13 protein-coding genes are annotated in these 15,284 nt (G+C 71.2%); 7 read left to right on the forward strand and 6 right to left on the reverse strand.

The annotated features are described in order from the left end of the window. Positions 1-25: 25 nt before the first annotated feature. Complete coding sequence (locus LV78_RS17020) at positions 26-1,681, reverse strand: hypothetical protein (protein WP_253846291.1); 1,656 nt, start codon at positions 1,679-1,681, stop codon at positions 26-28. Between the two features lie 65 nt (positions 1,682-1,746). After that, positions 1,747-2,268, reverse strand: a complete 522-nt coding sequence (locus LV78_RS17025; protein ID WP_253846211.1) for a YbaB/EbfC family nucleoid-associated protein — start codon at positions 2,266-2,268, stop codon at positions 1,747-1,749. Positions 2,269-2,833: 565 nt separating this feature from the next. Here LV78_RS17025 and LV78_RS17030 point away from each other — a divergent pair. The 6 genes from LV78_RS17030 to LV78_RS17055 all read left to right on the forward strand — a co-directional run bounded on the left by LV78_RS17030 (position 2,834) and on the right by LV78_RS17055 (position 9,624). After that, on the forward strand, positions 2,834-3,970 hold the full coding sequence (locus LV78_RS17030) for a BMP family lipoprotein (RefSeq protein ID WP_253846292.1): 1,137 nt from the start codon (positions 2,834-2,836) through the stop codon (positions 3,968-3,970). A 70-nt stretch (positions 3,971-4,040) separates the two neighbouring features. Beyond that, positions 4,041-5,600: an ABC transporter ATP-binding protein gene (locus LV78_RS17035; RefSeq protein ID WP_253846212.1), complete on the forward strand. Its 1,560-nt coding sequence runs from the start codon at positions 4,041-4,043 to the stop codon at positions 5,598-5,600. Beyond that, the gene (locus LV78_RS17040; RefSeq protein ID WP_253846213.1) at positions 5,600-6,673 is read left to right on the forward strand and encodes an ABC transporter permease; all 1,074 of its coding nucleotides are present in this window, start codon (positions 5,600-5,602) and stop codon (positions 6,671-6,673) included. Before LV78_RS17035 ends, LV78_RS17040 begins: the two co-directional genes overlap by 1 nt. Continuing rightward, the gene (locus LV78_RS17045; protein ID WP_372494930.1) at positions 6,670-7,935 is read left to right on the forward strand and encodes an ABC transporter permease; all 1,266 of its coding nucleotides are present in this window, start codon (positions 6,670-6,672) and stop codon (positions 7,933-7,935) included. Before LV78_RS17040 ends, LV78_RS17045 begins: the two co-directional genes overlap by 4 nt. After that, positions 7,928-8,353: a cytidine deaminase gene (locus LV78_RS17050; protein WP_253846214.1), complete on the forward strand. Its 426-nt coding sequence runs from the start codon at positions 7,928-7,930 to the stop codon at positions 8,351-8,353. Before LV78_RS17045 ends, LV78_RS17050 begins: the two co-directional genes overlap by 8 nt. Further along, on the forward strand, positions 8,350-9,624 hold the full coding sequence (locus tag LV78_RS17055; protein WP_253846215.1) for a thymidine phosphorylase: 1,275 nt from the start codon (positions 8,350-8,352) through the stop codon (positions 9,622-9,624). Before LV78_RS17050 ends, LV78_RS17055 begins: the two co-directional genes overlap by 4 nt. A gap of 61 nt (positions 9,625-9,685) precedes the next feature. Here LV78_RS17055 and LV78_RS17060 read toward each other — a convergent pair whose 3' ends face one another. From LV78_RS17060 to LV78_RS17070, 3 genes are all read right to left on the reverse strand, one after another. Continuing rightward, complete coding sequence (locus tag LV78_RS17060) at positions 9,686-10,270, reverse strand: hypothetical protein (protein ID WP_253846216.1); 585 nt, start codon at positions 10,268-10,270, stop codon at positions 9,686-9,688. A gap of 185 nt (positions 10,271-10,455) precedes the next feature. Beyond that, entirely contained in the window at positions 10,456-11,034 is a 579-nt protein-coding gene (locus LV78_RS17065) for a hypothetical protein (protein ID WP_253846217.1), read from the reverse strand. Positions 11,035-11,385: 351 nt separating this feature from the next. Beyond that, a complete protein-coding gene (locus LV78_RS17070; protein ID WP_253846294.1) occupies positions 11,386-12,573 on the reverse strand; it encodes a coiled-coil domain-containing protein in 1,188 nt (395 codons plus the stop codon). Between the two features lie 320 nt (positions 12,574-12,893). Here LV78_RS17070 and LV78_RS17075 point away from each other — a divergent pair, with 320 nt between their 5' ends. Continuing rightward, on the forward strand, positions 12,894-13,955 hold the full coding sequence (locus LV78_RS17075) for an adenosine deaminase (protein ID WP_253846218.1): 1,062 nt from the start codon (positions 12,894-12,896) through the stop codon (positions 13,953-13,955). Positions 13,956-14,045: 90 nt separating this feature from the next. Here LV78_RS17075 and LV78_RS17080 read toward each other — a convergent pair whose 3' ends face one another. Then, positions 14,046-15,260, reverse strand: coding sequence for a SatS C-terminal domain-containing protein (locus tag LV78_RS17080; protein WP_253846219.1), 1,215 nt, complete (start codon positions 15,258-15,260; stop codon positions 14,046-14,048). Positions 15,261-15,284 lie beyond the last annotated feature (24 nt).

Consider the following 15,284-nt stretch of genomic DNA (forward strand, 5'->3'; position numbering starts at 1 on the left):
TGGTTGCCGTGCCGGAAGGGCTGGCTCAGGTGGTGACCTCGGGGCTGCCGCCCTTGGGGGCGTCACCGCCGCCGCCGCTCTCCTTGGACGGGTACTTCTGCTCGTACTCCTTGAAGCTCTGCTCCGCCGCCGTGCCCGCGGACTTGGCGTCGTTCGCCGCCGTCTCGGCCTTCTTGCCCGCGGCCTCGGCTTCCTTGCTCGCCTTGTCCGCCGCCGCGATGTCGGCGTCGCTGCCCGAGGAGTACGCCCTGGCGTTGGCCTCGGCCGCCTCCGCGTTCGCCCTGGCCGCGTCGAGGCTCGCCTTCTCGTAGGCGGCGTTCGCCTCCTTGGCGGCGTCGTTCTTGGCCGTCAGCGCGCTCTCGGCCTTGTCCCGCGCCTCGTCGCCGCTCGGGTTGTTCTTCTTGTACTCGTTGTACGCGTCCTTGGCCGCCTGGTCGGCGGGCTTCGCGTCGTCGAGCGCCTTCTGGCTCTTCTCGGCGGCGTCCGCGACGTTCCTGGCCTCCTCGGCCGCCTTCTCGGCGGCGCGGGTGGCCTCGGCGCGGGCCGAGTCGGCCTCGGACTTGGCGCTGTCGTACTTGGACATGGCGGCCTCGTAGCCCGCCTGGTCGCCGCGCGCGCTGGCCGCGTTGGCCTCGTCGATCGCCGACTGGACCTTGGTGTTCGCGTCCCCGGCCTTCTTCGAGGCGGCGTTCAGCTCCTCGTTGGCCTTGGACGCGTTCTCGCCCGCCTTGGCCTCGGCGTCCTTGTACTCGGAGTACTTGTCGTTGGCCGCCTTCGCCTTGTCGCTGGCGTCGGAGACCTTCTTGCCCTCTTCGGTCTGCTTGTCCTTGACCGCGTCCTCTTCGAGGGCCTTGTCGATGTGCCGGTCGACGCCCTTCTGCGCCTTCCAGGCCTCGTAGCTGACCTCGGCGACGTCGGCGACGTTCTCGAACCGCTTCCAGTTCTTGCTGATGCCGTCGGTGATCTCGTCCAGGTTCTTGATCCGGCCCATCTGGCGCGACAGCGCGGCGGTCAGCTTCGCCAGGCGCGAGGCGATGTTCACGCCCAGCGCGACGGCCTTGCCGATCGCGTACCCGATGAAGCCCGCGATGGACGCGCCGAACGTGAAGAACGCGGCGGCTGCGGCGGCGATCGCGCCCGCCAGCAGCGAGCCCAGGAACTGGGCGATCATGTCGCGCACGATGTCGCGCAGGACCTGCACGAGCATCCCGCAGATCGCGACGATCTTCGCCTTGGTCTCGACCGAGTTGGCCAGCGAGTCCAGCTCGCCGCCCAGCGCCTCCATGTTCTTCTGGAAGCTCTCGGCGGACTGGCCGCTCCAGCCGTCCACGTTGGTCAGGCCCTTGCGGTGGTCCTCGGCCAGGATCCGCATCTCGGCCGCCTGGGCCTTGTGCGCCTCGACGTTCGCGTTGATGTCGTCGGGGTCGCCCATGAGCATGTCCAGGGGCTCGCGCAGGAACACCAGGTGCTCGATGAGCCAGCCGATGCCCGCGCCCAGGATCGTGCCGAACGGGTCGACCGCGAGCATCGCCAGCGACGACGCCGCGCCGATGGCGGCGAAGGTGATGTCGAGGACGTGCTCGGTCTCGGTCTCGGCCTCCTTGCCCACCGAGTCGATCAGCTCGTCGAACGCCGAGATGAAGAGGGAGCCCTTGAGCTCGTTCTCCTCGGTGATGTTCATGACTTCCACGGCTCAGGACCTCCTGCTCGGCACGGCTGTTGCGCTCACCACGGTCGCTGCGCCGCTCACCACGGCTGGTTCTCGTCGTCGTCCTCGGCGGGCCGCCGGGCCGCGGGCCTGGCGGCGGGGGCGGGGCGCTGCTGCGCCTGCTGCGCGTACGGGGGCACCGGTGGCTGCGGGGGCGCCTGCTGCCGCTGGGGCTCGGGCTCCTGGGCCGCGTAGTCGTCCCGCTCGTCGTCCTCGCCGGGGCCGTCGTCGGGGATGGAGTCCTTGACGAACTGCATCGCCTCGGTGCCCTCGCCGAGCGGCGCGAAGGCCTCCATGACCTTCGTGGCCGCCTGCTTCTGGGCGGCGCGGGCCGTCTCCATGATCAGCGCGGTGAGCCGGGCCGCGCCCAGCTCGGTCGCGCGGTGGCCCAGTTCCAGGTTCTGCAGGCCGCCGTTGGGGCCCACGGTCACCTTCACCGCACCGTCGCGGCTGGTCACGGTCGCGCTGGCCGCCGCGTAGTTCTCCTGGAGGTCGGCCGACTTCTGCTGCAAATCGGCCAGCTTGGCCTCGAAGTTGCCAAGCCACTGCTGGGGGTCCAACGCCAACCTCCTGGGGGGATACCGGTGCAGACTGGACTGAACCCCAGTCCGCCAACGCGGATCCAACGTGCCACCAACGGGCTAACCACCGCCACCTAGGGGTCTGTTCCCGCCTGCGGGCGGCGGTGGGGCGGTGGCTGCGGGCGGTGATGGGCCCGTCCGGCGCGGTTCGCCCGGAAGGGGGGCGCGGTGGCCTGCTGCGGGGACGTCCCGACCGGGTTCCGCCGCCGCGCCGGGACGTCGGGAGCAGGGTGTTCTGTCAACCGTTGACCAAAAGGAAGGCTGGGACCCCGCCGTTGGCCCCAGCCTTCCCGAGTGTTTTACGGGTGTTCGTCTCCCGTGGTTCAAAGCTCACCCTGCGTAGTTGTTGATCACCGAACGGGGCGAGATTGTTACGTCGAGTGGCGGTAGTGGGTCGAGGCACCAACGATTAGGTCACGGCGGGCCTGCACGTGCGCGATCGTCATTACCACGGGGTACGGTCCACCACTCGGAGCCCGACCGCTGCGAGTCGGGAGTTGTCTGCTCGACAGAGCAGGGAGGGAGACGAGCAGTGCGTCGTCAACTGCGCGGCTTTGCGGTCACCGCTGTCGCGTTGACCAGCGTCCTGTCCATGGCGGCGTGCGCCAAGGACACCGGTTCCACGGGTGGCGGGTCCACCAGCGCCGCCGGTGAGGGCTGCAAGTTCGCCGAGAAGCCCCCGGCCGCCGCCGCCACGTCTTCCACGAGCGCCACCACCGGTGAGAAGGTGGACGGCAGCGCGCTCAAGGTCGGCCTCGCGTACGACATCGGCGGGCGCGGCGACGCGTCGTTCAACGACGCCGCCGCCGCCGGCCTGGACAAGGCGAAGGCCGACCTCGGCCTGAAGGACGTCAAGGAGCTGACCGCGGCCCCGAACGAGGCCGAGGACGCCAAGGTCACCCGCCTGCGCCAGATGGCCAGCGAGGGCTTCAACGTCATCGTCACGGTCGGCTTCGCCTACGCGGAGTCGCTCAAGACGGTCGCGCCGGAGTTCCCGAACGTCAAGTTCTCGATCGTCGACGGCAGCGTCGAGGGCGCGTCCAACGTGACCCCGCTGGTGTTCGCCGAGGAGCAGGGCTCGTTCCTGGCGGGCGTCATCGCCGCCTACCAGAGCGCCAAGTGCCACGTCGGCTTCGTCGGCGGCGTCGAGACCCCGCTGATCGGCAAGTTCGAGGCCGGTTACCTCCAGGGCGCCAAGGCCGCCGCGCCGGACATCAAGATCGAGAAGAAGTACCTGACCCCGGCGGGCGACTTCACCGGCTTCCAGGACCCGGCCAAGGGCCAGGTCGCGGCGCAGGGCCAGATCGACGCGGGCGCGGACGTGCTCTACCACGCCGCGGGCGCGTCGGGCAAGGGCGTCTTCTCCGCCGCGAAGGCCGCGAACGTCAAGGCCATCGGCGTCGACTCCGACCAGTACAACCAGACCACCGTCGCGGAGAGCAAGGACGTCATCGTCTCCTCGATGATCAAGCGCGTCGACGTGGCGGTGTACGACTTCATCAAGGCGTCGGCCAAGAACGACCTGGCCTCCCTGCCGAAGGTCTTCGACCTCAAGTCGGACGGCGTTGGCTACTCCACCTCGGGCGGCAAGATCGACGCCGACCTCCAGGCGGTCCTCGAGGGCTACAAGGCCCAGATCATCGAGGGCAAGATCACCGTCTCGGACCAGCCCACCAGCTGATCCGAACCGACCGCGCCGGGCCCCGCGAATCGATCTTCGCGGGGCCTGGCGCGTGGTTGAGGGAGCCTCCATGAGCAAACCGACCCCTGCTGTCGTCCTGTCGGGGATCACCAAGCGCTTCCCCGGCGTCGTGGCGAACAGCGACGTCCACCTGAGCGTCGCCCAGGGGGAGGTGCACGCGCTGTGCGGTGAGAACGGCGCGGGCAAGTCCACCCTGATGAAGATCCTGTACGGGATGCAGCAGCCCGACGAGGGCACCATCGAGGTCAACGGCGAGCAGGTGCGGTTCCGCAGCCCCGCCGAGGCCATCAAGGTCGGCATCGGCATGGTGCACCAGCACTTCATGCTCGCCGACAACCTGACCGTGCAGGAGAACGTCGTCCTCGGCGCGGAAGCCCTGCACGGCATCGGCGCCAAGGCGCGCAAGCGCATCCTCGAACTGGCGGGCCAGACCGGCCTGTCCGTCGACCCCGGCGTCCTCGTGGAGCGGCTCGGCGTCGCCGACCGGCAGCGGGTCGAGATCCTCAAGGTCCTCTACCGGGGCGCCAAGATCATCATCCTCGACGAGCCGACCGCCGTCCTCGTGCCGCAGGAGGTGAACGAGCTGTTCGACACCCTCCGGGGGATGCGCGAGCAGGGCTACACCTTCCTGTTCATCTCGCACAAGCTGGACGAGGTCCGCTCGATCGCCGACTCGGTCACCGTCATCCGGCGCGGCACCACCGTCGGCACCGCCGACCCCAGGACCACCAGCTCCCGGCAGCTCGCCGAGATGATGGTCGGCTCCGAGCTGCCCAGCCCGGAGACCCGCGAGTCCACCGTGACCGACCGCGCCGTGCTGGTCGTCGACGACCTCGGCCTGGTCGCCGAGGAGGGCGCCCGACCGGTGCTCGACTGCATCGACCTCACCGTGCACGCGGGCGAGATCGTCGGCATCGCGGGCGTCGAGGGCAACGGTCAGACCGAGCTGGTCGAGACCATCATGGGGATGCGCAAGGCCCACCACGGCACCGTCCGGCTGGGCGAGCGCGACATCACCAAGCTCGGCACGCTCGCCCGCCGCGAGGCGGGCATCGGCTACGTGCCCGAGGACCGGCACCGGCAGGGCCTGCTCCTGGAGGAGCCCCTCTGGGCCAACCGCATCCTCGGCCACCAGACCCGCAAGCCCACCGCGCGCGGGCCGTGGCTGGACATCGCGGGCGCCAAGAAGGACACTCAGCGCATCGTCGACGAGTTCGACGTGCGCACCCCCGGCATCGAGGTCGCCGCCGTGGCGCTCTCCGGCGGCAACCAGCAGAAGCTCGTGGTCGGCCGCGAGCTGTCCGGCGACCCCGTGCTGCTGATCGCCTCGCACCCCACGCGCGGCGTCGACGTCGGCGCGCAGGCCCTGATCTGGGACCAGATCAAGCAGGCCCGCGCGAACGGCCTGGCCGTGCTGCTGATCTCCGCGGACCTGGACGAGCTGATCGGCCTCTCGGACACGATCAAGGTCATGCTGCGCGGCAGGCTCGTCGCCGACGCGGACCCGAGCGCCGTCACCCCTGAGGACCTCGGAAGCGCGATGACCGGCGCGGGCGCGACCAGCGCCGCGGTCGCGGAAGTGGCCGTCGCGGAAGTGGAAGGCGAGTAATGGGAATCTTGCGCGGCAAGCTGCTGCCGCCCGCACTGGCGATCCTGTTCTCCGCCCTGCTGTGCGGGATCGCGCTGCTCATCTCGGGCGCCAACCCGCTGCGGGCGTTCGGGGCCATGGTCCTGCAGGTCGGCGAGGGCACCACCGCCGTCGACATCGTCAACAGCACCAGCACGTACTACATCGCGGCGCTGGCCGTGGCGGTCGGGTTCCAGATGAACCTGTTCAACATCGGCGTCGAGGGCCAGTACCGGGTCGCGGCCGTCGTCGCCGCGGTCGTCGGCGGCTCCATCGCGCTGCCGACCGGCGTCCACACCCTGGTGATCATCCTGACCGCCGCCGTCGCGGGCGCCGCCTGGGCCGCCATCCCGGCGATCCTGAAGGTGACCCGAGGCGTCAACGAGGTCATCTCCACGATCATGATGAACGGGCTCGCCATGGGCGTGTCCGCGTACCTGATCAGCCGCGACATGTTCGGCGAGCTGCGCGGCAACAACATCCGCACCCCGGAGATCCCGGAGACCGGCTGGGTCCCCGGCATCGACCTGGGCGGCGCGGGCACCGTGTACGGCCTGGTCGTGCTCGCGATCGCGCTCGGCGTCGGCTACTGGGTGATGATGAACCGCACCCGCTTCGGCTTCGAGCTGCGCGCGTCCGGCCAGTCGGCGACCGCCGCCGCGGCGGGCGGCGTGAACGCCAAGCGCATGGTGCTGATCGCCATGCTCATGTCCGGCGCCATCGCGGGCCTGGTCTCCATGCCGGAGATCCTCGGCCGCAACCACACCTTCGACCTGAACTTCCCGGCGGGCATCGGCTTCACCGGCATCGCCATCGCGCTGCTCGGCCGCAACCACCCCGGTGGCATCGCGCTCGGCGCGCTGCTGTGGGCGTTCCTGGACAAGGCCGGCCTCGCGCTGGACAACCAGGGCGTGCCGAGGGAGATCGTGACGATCATGCAGGGCTCGATCGTGCTGTCGGTGGTCGTGGCCTACGAGGCGGTCCGCCGGTTCGAGGTCGCGGCCCAGCAGCGTCGGGTCGGGCAGCAGCTGGGAACCGTGGAGGCGTCGTCGTGAGTACCTCTTTGATGAACCCCTCCGAGGCGCCCAGCACCGTCCCGCCGCCCGGCAGGGCGCGCAAGCTCCCCGGTTGGGCGATCGGCCTGCTCGGCGTGGTCGGCGCGATCACCCTGCTGGCCACCACCTCGTACCTGACCGGCGTCGCCCAGCTCACCTCGGCGGGCACCATCCAGACCGCCGTCGGCCTGGCGCTGCCGATCCTGCTCGCGGGCCTCGGCGGCCTGTGGGCCGAGCGCGCGGGCGTGGTCAACATCGGCCTCGAGGGCATGATGATCCTGGGCACCTGGGGCGCGGCGTGGGCCGGTTACCAGTGGGGCCCGTGGCCCGCGCTGATCGCCGCGATCGTGTTCGGCGCCCTCGGCGGCCTGCTGCACGCGGTCGCCACGGTCACCTTCGGCGTGAACCACATCGTGTCCGGCGTCGCGATCAACCTGCTCGGCGCGGGCGTCACCAAGTACCTGTCGACGCTGCTGTTCGAGCCGGTGTCCAACAACCCGCGCGAGTCCCCGGCGGTGCCGAAGTTCGACACCTACTCGGCGGCGGGCCTGACCGACTGGCTGGCCGAGCTGGAGCAGCAGCAGCGGGTGGGCATCTCGGACGTCGCGGGCATCCTGCGCGGCCTGCTCACCGGCGTCTCCCCGCTGGTGATGATCGCCGCCGCGCTCGTGGTGGCCAGCTACCTGATCCTGTGGAAGACCCGCTTCGGCCTGCGGCTGCGGTCGGTCGGCGAGAACCCGGTGGCCTCCGAGTCGCTCGGCGTCAACGTGTACCTGTACAAGTACGCGGCCGTGCTGATCTCCGGCGCGCTGGCGGGCATCGCGGGCGCCTCCCTGGTGCTCAACCCCGGCCAGCCCGGCTACCTGGAGGGCCAGACCAACGGGCGCGGCTACATCGGCCTCGCCGCGATGATCTTCGGCAACTGGCGGCCCGGCGGCCTGCTCGGCGGCGCGGCCCTGTTCGGCTACGCCGACGGCCTCCAGCTGCGCAGCGGCGGCGCCACGTTCATGTCGCTGATCTACGGCTCGGTGCTGCTGGTCGGCGCGGTCGTGATCTGGCAGCTGTGGAAGCGGCGGTGGATCGCGGCGCTCGGCGGCGCGGTCGCGGCCGTGGTGCTCTACGCGATCTACTTCAGCGTGGAGGAGGTGCCCAGCCAGCTCACCACGTACGCGCCGCACCTGGTGACCCTCGTGGTGCTGGCCGTGGCGTCCCAGCGGTTGCGGATGCCCGCGGCCGATGGTGAGGTCTACCGCCGTGGGTGATTCCTCCGGCACAGGCGTTCGCGGGGACGCGGTCCAGGTCGACTGGACCGCGCTCCGCGCCGCCGCCCTCCAGGCCGCCCAGCTGGCCTACTGCCCGTACTCCGGGCTCAAGGTCGGCTCGGCGGCCCTGTGCGACGACGGTCGTGTGGTCGTCGGCTGCAACGTCGAGAACGCCTCCTACGGGCTCGGCCTGTGCGCCGAGTGCGCGATGGCCGGGCAGCTGCGGCTGACCGGCGGCGGTCGTTTCGTCGCGGTGACCTGCAGCGACGGCGACGGCCAGCTGCTGATGCCCTGCGGTCGCTGCCGCCAGGTGCTGTACGAGCTGGGCGGTCCCGACTGCCTGGTGGACACCCCGTCCGGCGTGCTGCCGATGAGCGCCGTGCTGCCGGACGCCTTCGGACCGGAGGACCTGCCGTGAGCCACACCGCTGTCGACGTCATCAGGGCGAAGCGCGACGGGCACCGGCTCACCGACGGCCAGGTCGACTGGGTCGTCGACGCCTACACCAGGGGCGAGGTCGCCGACGAGCAGATGTCCGCGCTCGCCATGGCGATCTTCCTCAACGGCATGGACGCCGCCGAGACGGCCAGGTGGACCAGGGCCATGATCGCGTCCGGCGACGTGCTGGACCTGCAGGTCGACCGCCCCACCGTGGACAAGCACTCCACCGGCGGCGTCGGCGACAAGATCACCCTCCCGCTGGCCCCGCTGGTCGCCGCGTGCGGCGCGGCCGTGCCGCAGCTGTCCGGCAGGGGCCTCGGGCACACCGGCGGCACCCTGGACAAGCTGGAGTCCATCCCCGGCTGGCGGGCGCAGCTGTCCCTGGAGGAGATCAGCGCCCAGCTGGGCTCGGTCGGCGCCGTGGTCTGCGCGGCCACCACCGGCCTTGCCCCGGCGGACCGCAAGCTGTACGCGCTGCGGGACGTCACCGGCACGGTCGAGGCGATCCCGCTGATCGCCAGCTCGATCATGTCGAAGAAGATCGCCGAGGGCGCGGACGCGCTGGTGCTGGACGTGAAGGTCGGCTCCGGGGCGTTCATGAAGACCGAGGAGCGGGCGCGCGCCCTCGCGCGGGCCCTGGTGGACATCGGCGTCGACCACGGCCGCAAGGTCACCGCGCTGCTGACGGACATGTCGGTGCCGCTGGGCGCGGCGGTCGGCAACGCGATCGAGGTCGCCGAGTCGGTGGACGTGCTGCGCGGCGGCGGCCCGGAGGACGTGGTCGAGCTGACCGTGGCCCTGGCCCGCGAGATGCTGGCGCTGGCCGGGATCGACGTGGACCCGGCGCGCGTGCTGGCGTCCGGCGAGGCGTACGAGACGTGGGCCAGGATGATCAGGGCCCAGGGCGGCGACCCGGAGGCGGCGCTGCCGGTCGCGAAGCACACGCGGGTGCTGGAGGCGGCCGAGGACGGCGTGCTGACCGGGCTGGACGCGTACGCGGTCGGCGTGGCGGCGTGGCGGCTGGGCGCCGGTCGGGCCCGCAAGGAGGACCCGGTGCAGGCCGGGGCCGGGGTGCGGTGCCTGGTGAAGCCGGGTGCGAGCGTGAGCGCGGGGCAGCCGATCGCGGAGCTGCACACGGACACGCCGGAGGCCTTCGACGCGGCGTTCGAGACGCTGCGCGGCGGGGTGGAGCTGAACGGGGAGAGCACCGAGCGCTCGGCGCTGGTGATCGACACCATTCGCGGCTGAGACCGGGACGACGGACGGAGGGGCGCGGCCGGGTGGCCGCGCCCCTTCGGCGTTCCTAGGCTCAGCGGCAGTTGTAGATCGCGCGCACCGGGGCCCAGTTGACGTTGGTCGCCTGCTTCGAGCTGGCGGCAGGCATGATCCAGGTGGTGTCGTTCGTGAAGAGCAGCACCGGCTTCGTCCCCGTGGTCTGGTTGTTGTGCCAGGAGCCGGTCGTGCTCCACGGGATCGGGTACCCGCCGCAGTCGTACATGCCGATGTTGTCGCCCCTGAAGTGCTCCTGCGCGTAGGCGCAGAACCAGCCGTAGCGCGCCCAGTTCCCGCTGCACTGCGGGTCGTTGTCGAGCGTCGTCGCACCGCCGACCAGCGCCCTCGTCCGGTCCTCGCCGGGCACGGTCACGGTGAGCACCGCGCCCCCGAGGTCGATCCGGTTGGGCGCGACCTGCTCGCCTCCGACCTCCCCCAGGTAGTCGTCGACCTTGTCCTGCAACCCCTCGGCCTGCTCCGCCGTCAACCCGGCCGCGCGGGCCTGCGCGGTGAAGCGGCTCCCGGTGTCCGCGTTCGCCACGCCGCCGAGCAGCAGGGACATCACCGCCCCGGCCACCGCCCCCAGCGCGATCAGCTTCCTGCTCCACCGCTCCACGACCATGCTTCCCCCTGTGGCAGTCCAGGTGATCGAACTCGACGGTATCGGCGGCCGAACCACCGGAGGCGACCTTTCGGGCCTGGTCGAATCCCGGTCCCCGGCGAGTCGCCACGAAGCGCAAGGGCCCGCCCCCGAAGGGGCGAGCCCTGCTCGCGCGGCGTTCGAGACGCCGCGTTCGGGCCTGCGGGTCAGCAGTTCTTGATGCGGGACACCGGGCTCCAGCCCACCCCGCTCGCCTGCTGCGAGTCGGCCGGGGGCATGTGCCACGGCGGCTGGCCGTTGTTGAAGTAGAGCCAGGGCCTGGTACCGGTGGTCTGGTTGTTGTGCCACGACCCCATCGTGATCCACGGGATGTAGTACACGCCGCAGTAGAACATCCCGATGTTGTTGCCGCTGAACCGCTCGTTCTCGTACGCGCAGAACCAGCCGTACCGCGCCCAGTTCCCGTTGCACTCGGGTGCGTTGTCGACGTTCGCGCCGACCTCGCCGAGGAATCTCGTCCGGTCCTCGCCGGGCACGGTCACGGTGAGCACCGCGCCCCCGAGGTCGATCCGGTTGGGGGCGACCTGCTTGCCGCCCACCTCCCGCAGGTAGTCGTCGACCTTGTCCTGCAACCCCTCGGCCTGCTCCGCCGTCAACCCAGCCGCGCGGGCCTGCGCGGTGAACGCGCCCTCCCCGCTCGCGCTCGCCGTGCCGCCCAGCAGCAGCGACACCACTGCCGCCGCCACCGCCCCCAGTGCGATGAGCCTGCCGCTCCTCCGAACCACTGTTCCCCCTGGTGGATCGCGCGGGGCGGTCGTGGAACCGGACGCCCCGCGATCGGCGCCCGCCGGACTCCCCGGTCCTGCGGGCACCCCCGACGCTAGCCGCGCAACGGCCGCCCACCCCCGCCTTTCGACGGTGCTCGAAGCACTGCGGGAACGCGCACCCGTGCCGCCCCACGCACGCGAAAGGGCCCGACCCCCGTGAGGGGCGGGCCCTTCCGAGCGCTCGCGCCGCGCTGGAGTCTCCCCGACCAGCGGGCGCCCGTGATCAGGCGCTCAAGTTCATCCGTCCGGCTCGCGGCCGTCCGGTCAGCCCGCCGTCCGGCAGGCTCGTCCGTCCGGCTCGTCCGCCGGTCAGGCGCCCTGGGCGTCCAGGTCGTCGTCGTCGCGCAGCTCGCCGTTCTTCGGCCCGTTCTTCCGCACCCGCCGCTGCGGCCGGGGCAGGGCGGTGGGGGGCGGGGGAGCGGAGGACGGGCCGCCGCCGAGGATCAGCTCCGCGAAGGTCGCCATCGCCTCGTCCAGCTGGCCGCCGATGCGCAGCTCGGACTCCTTGTTGCTGCGGTTGACCATCGAGGTGAGCGAGTCCGCGTCGGGGCGCTCGGAGATCTTGCCCTCGACCTTCGCCATGCTCGACTCGACCACGCCCGACAGCTCGCTGAGCCGCGTCGCGAAGTCGTCCTCCACCGCGTCGAGCCTGGTCGTCATGGTGTCCAGGCGCGAGGTGACCTGCTCCAAGCGCTGCGCCAGCCCCTCGAGGCGGTCGGTCGCGTCGACCTGGTCCCTGGTCTCGTCCAGCGCGGCGTGCAGCGCCTCGCGGGCCTCGTCCAGCTTGCCGTGCACGGTGCTGCGGGTGTCCGCGAGCGCCGAGTGCAGGCTGTCGTTGGTCGACGTGAGCGCGGCGTGGAACCCGTCCCTGGTCGAGTTGATGTTGTCGCGGGTCTCGTCCAACCGCCCGTGCAGCGCGCCCGACGTGTCGGACACGGTCCGCTGCAGCGCCTCGCGGGTGCCGTCGAGGTGCTCGTGCACGCCCTCGTCCACCTCGTCGATGCGCGACCGGAGCGCCGCCTCCAGCGCCTCGATGCGCTCGCGCAGCGGCGTGGTCACCGCGCCGGGCAGCTGCTCGACCTTGCCGTCCTGCTTGTCCAGGTGCCCGTCGAGGTCGTCCAGCCGCTTGTGGATGTGCGACAGCTTGTCCTCGAGGCCGTCCATCCGGCCCGCGACGCCCTCGAAGCGCCCCGCGACACCGTCGAGCCTGCCGTCGAGCTGGGCGAACGGCTTGGCGAGCTTGTCGACCAGCCCCTCCACCGCGCGGTTGATGCCCTGCACCGCGGTGTCCTGCGCCTCCAGGCGGGACAGCGCCTCGTCCAGCCGCTCGGCCAGCACGCTGACCTCGGTCCGGTCGGGCAGCTCCGACAGCCGCTTGCGAACGGAACCCAGCGTCTCGAGCGGGGACATCCGCGCGTGGATCTCGTCCAGCGCGTCGAAGATCTGCTGCTGTTCGCTCTCACGGATCTCCGCGGCGCGCGTGAGCATGTTGCGCATCCGATCGAAGGACATCGTGGAGTTGCTGTTCTCGTTCACGGCTGGGTGCCTTCGTCCAGGGGAGGGGAGACGTCCGGGAGCCTAACCGCGACCACGGGGTGACAGGTACTACCCCCTAGGCGGGATCGCCCATCTTGATCTAGCTTGTAGTCCATCAGTGTGAACTGATCCTGCTGTACCGGCAGGTAACAGCGCTGGCCAAGTCCCTCTGCCGAGGAATCCTGACCCTAGCGGGTGATATGTGGTCACACCCGCGTAGCGCAAAGTTCTGCATCACGACTGAACAACGCGCCACCGGGCCCGAGGTTACGGTGTTGACCATGAATCCCCTCTCGCCCGAAGCGCTCCGCGCCGCCCCCAAGGTCCTGCTCCACGACCACCTCGACGGCGGCCTCCGCCCGAGGACCGTGATCGAGCTGGCGGACGCCTGCGGGCACGAGGGGCTGCCGACCACCGACCCGGCCGAGCTGGGCGCCTGGTTCCGGGACAACGCCGACTCCGGCTCGCTGGTCCGCTACCTGGAGGGCTTCGCGCACACCTGCGGCGTCATGCAGGACGAGGAAGCGCTGGTCAGGGTCGCCGCCGAGGCCGCGCAGGACCTGGCCGACGACGGCGTCGCCTACGCCGAGATCCGCTACGCCCCCGAGCTGTTCACCGACCGGGGCCTGCGCCTGGAGCAGGTCGTCGAGGCGGTCAGCGAGGGCTTCCGCCAGGGCGAGGCCGCCTCCGGCAACCGGATCAGGGTGAACTCGCTGCTGTGCGCGATGCGCCAGAACGACGGCTGGCAGCGCATCGCCGACCTGGTCGTGCGCTACCGCGACGCGGGCGTCGTCGGCTTCGACATCGCGGGCCCCGAGGACGGGTTCCCGCCGACCAGGGAGCTGCCGGTCTTCGAGCACCTGCGCGAGCAGAACGCCCACTTCACCATCCACGCGGGTGAGGCGGCGGGCCCCGAGTCGATCCACCAGGCCGTGCAGCGCTGCGGCGCCGAGCGGCTGGGCCACGGCGTCCGGATCACCGAGGACATCACCGGCGACGAGGTCGGCCGCCTTGCCGCGTACGTGCGCGACCGCCGCATCGCGCTGGAGATGTGCCCGACCTCGAACCTGCACACCGGCGCGGTCGCCTCGCTCGCCGAGCACCCGCTCAAGCGCCTGTCCGACCTCGGCTTCCGGGTCACGCTCAACACCGACAACCGGCTGATGAGCGACTGCTCGCCGTCCGGCGAGTTCGCCGTCGCGGTGAACGAGCTCGGCTGCGGCTGGGACGACCTGCGGACCTTCACGGTCAACGCCGCCAAGGCCGCCTTCCTGCCGCTGGACGAGCGCAGGGCGCTGATCCAGGACGTCGTGGAACCGGGTTACGCCGCGCTCAAGGGCTGACCGCGCCGAGCCGCCCGCGCGCGACCCCCGTGAAACGCCGGAGGGGCGTCCCCGACCAGGTCGGGAACGCCCCTCTCGCGCGTCGGACGACTAGTGCACGCGCAGCCGGTCCTCGAAGGCCGCCGACAGCGCCCGCCACGAGGTCACCTCGGCGTCGTACGGCGCGCTCGGGGCCAACCGGTTGGGGTCGGGCTTGAGCACGTACGACACCAGCCAGCCCAGGCTCTCCGACTGGTTCAGCGCCAGCTTCACGCTGTCGTCGCCCGCCCAGTCGGCCGCGTCCTCCAGCAGCTCGACCACCAGGTCCAGCTGGGTCGGGTCGATGCCGTCCGGGCCCTCGGCGATGTCCTCGTCCAGGCCGGTCAGCACGTAGACGTTGTCCGGGTCGACCTCGACCTCCAGGTCGCCGCCGGTCGCCTTGACCACCAGCTCCTGCCAGGTCGACACCTCGGTGAGGTCGTTGTCGTCGGCCTCGACGATGAACCGGGACAGCGCGCGCGGCGAGGTGAACGCGTCGATCTTCCCCCGGCGGCCGAGGAACAGCGGCTCGTCGTCCAGGTAGCAGCGCAGCGTGTAGTACTCGCCCGCGCTGGTGATGATCTTCACCGGGTCGATGCCGACCTCGGACCAGAACGTGGTGGGCGCGTCGCCCTCCTCGTCCTCCTCCGCGTCGTCGTCCTCGGCGCGGGCGGCCTCGGCCGCCTCCTGGTACGCGGCCAGCTCCTCCTGCCCCTTCGCGAGCGCGGCCTCGTCCACGTCCGGGGTGGACACGACCTCGTCGATCGCGTCGAGCACCTCGTCCCACTTCTCCGCGACGACCTGGCCCAGCTCGCTCCACAGCGCCTTGCCCTCGCGGCCGGTGAACGGCAGCGTGCCCTGCGGCAGCAGCGCGAAGCCCTCGGCCGAGTCGAGCACCTCGTGGACCTTCTCCAGGTCGCACACCTCGGCCAGCGACCGCACGATCGACACCACGTCGGCCAGCTCGCCGATCACCCAGGTGTCGGGCTCCTCGGCGACCAGCTCGGGCACGCCGACCAGGTCGAACTGGTGGTTCTCGTCAGGGGAGAGCTCCTCCACCGACAGCGCGGGCACCACGTGCCACGCCGGGTGGTCGGTGAGGTCGTGCTCCGCGGCCTCGCGCACGAACGCCGCGAGGTGCGCGGCGTCGGGGAAGGCGTACAGGTCCTCCTCGTGCCCGAGGAAGGCCTCCCACTCCTCGCCCTCCTCCCGCCAGCGGGGAGCCCACAGGGTGACGACGTCCCCCTGGGTGAGTCCCAGCTCGATCGGGACGATGTCCTGCGCCATCAGACCTCCCGGTCAACGCCTTGC

It is taken from the genome of Actinosynnema pretiosum (assembly GCF_024171695.1).
GTDB lineage: Bacteria > Actinomycetota > Actinomycetes > Mycobacteriales > Pseudonocardiaceae > Actinosynnema > Actinosynnema pretiosum.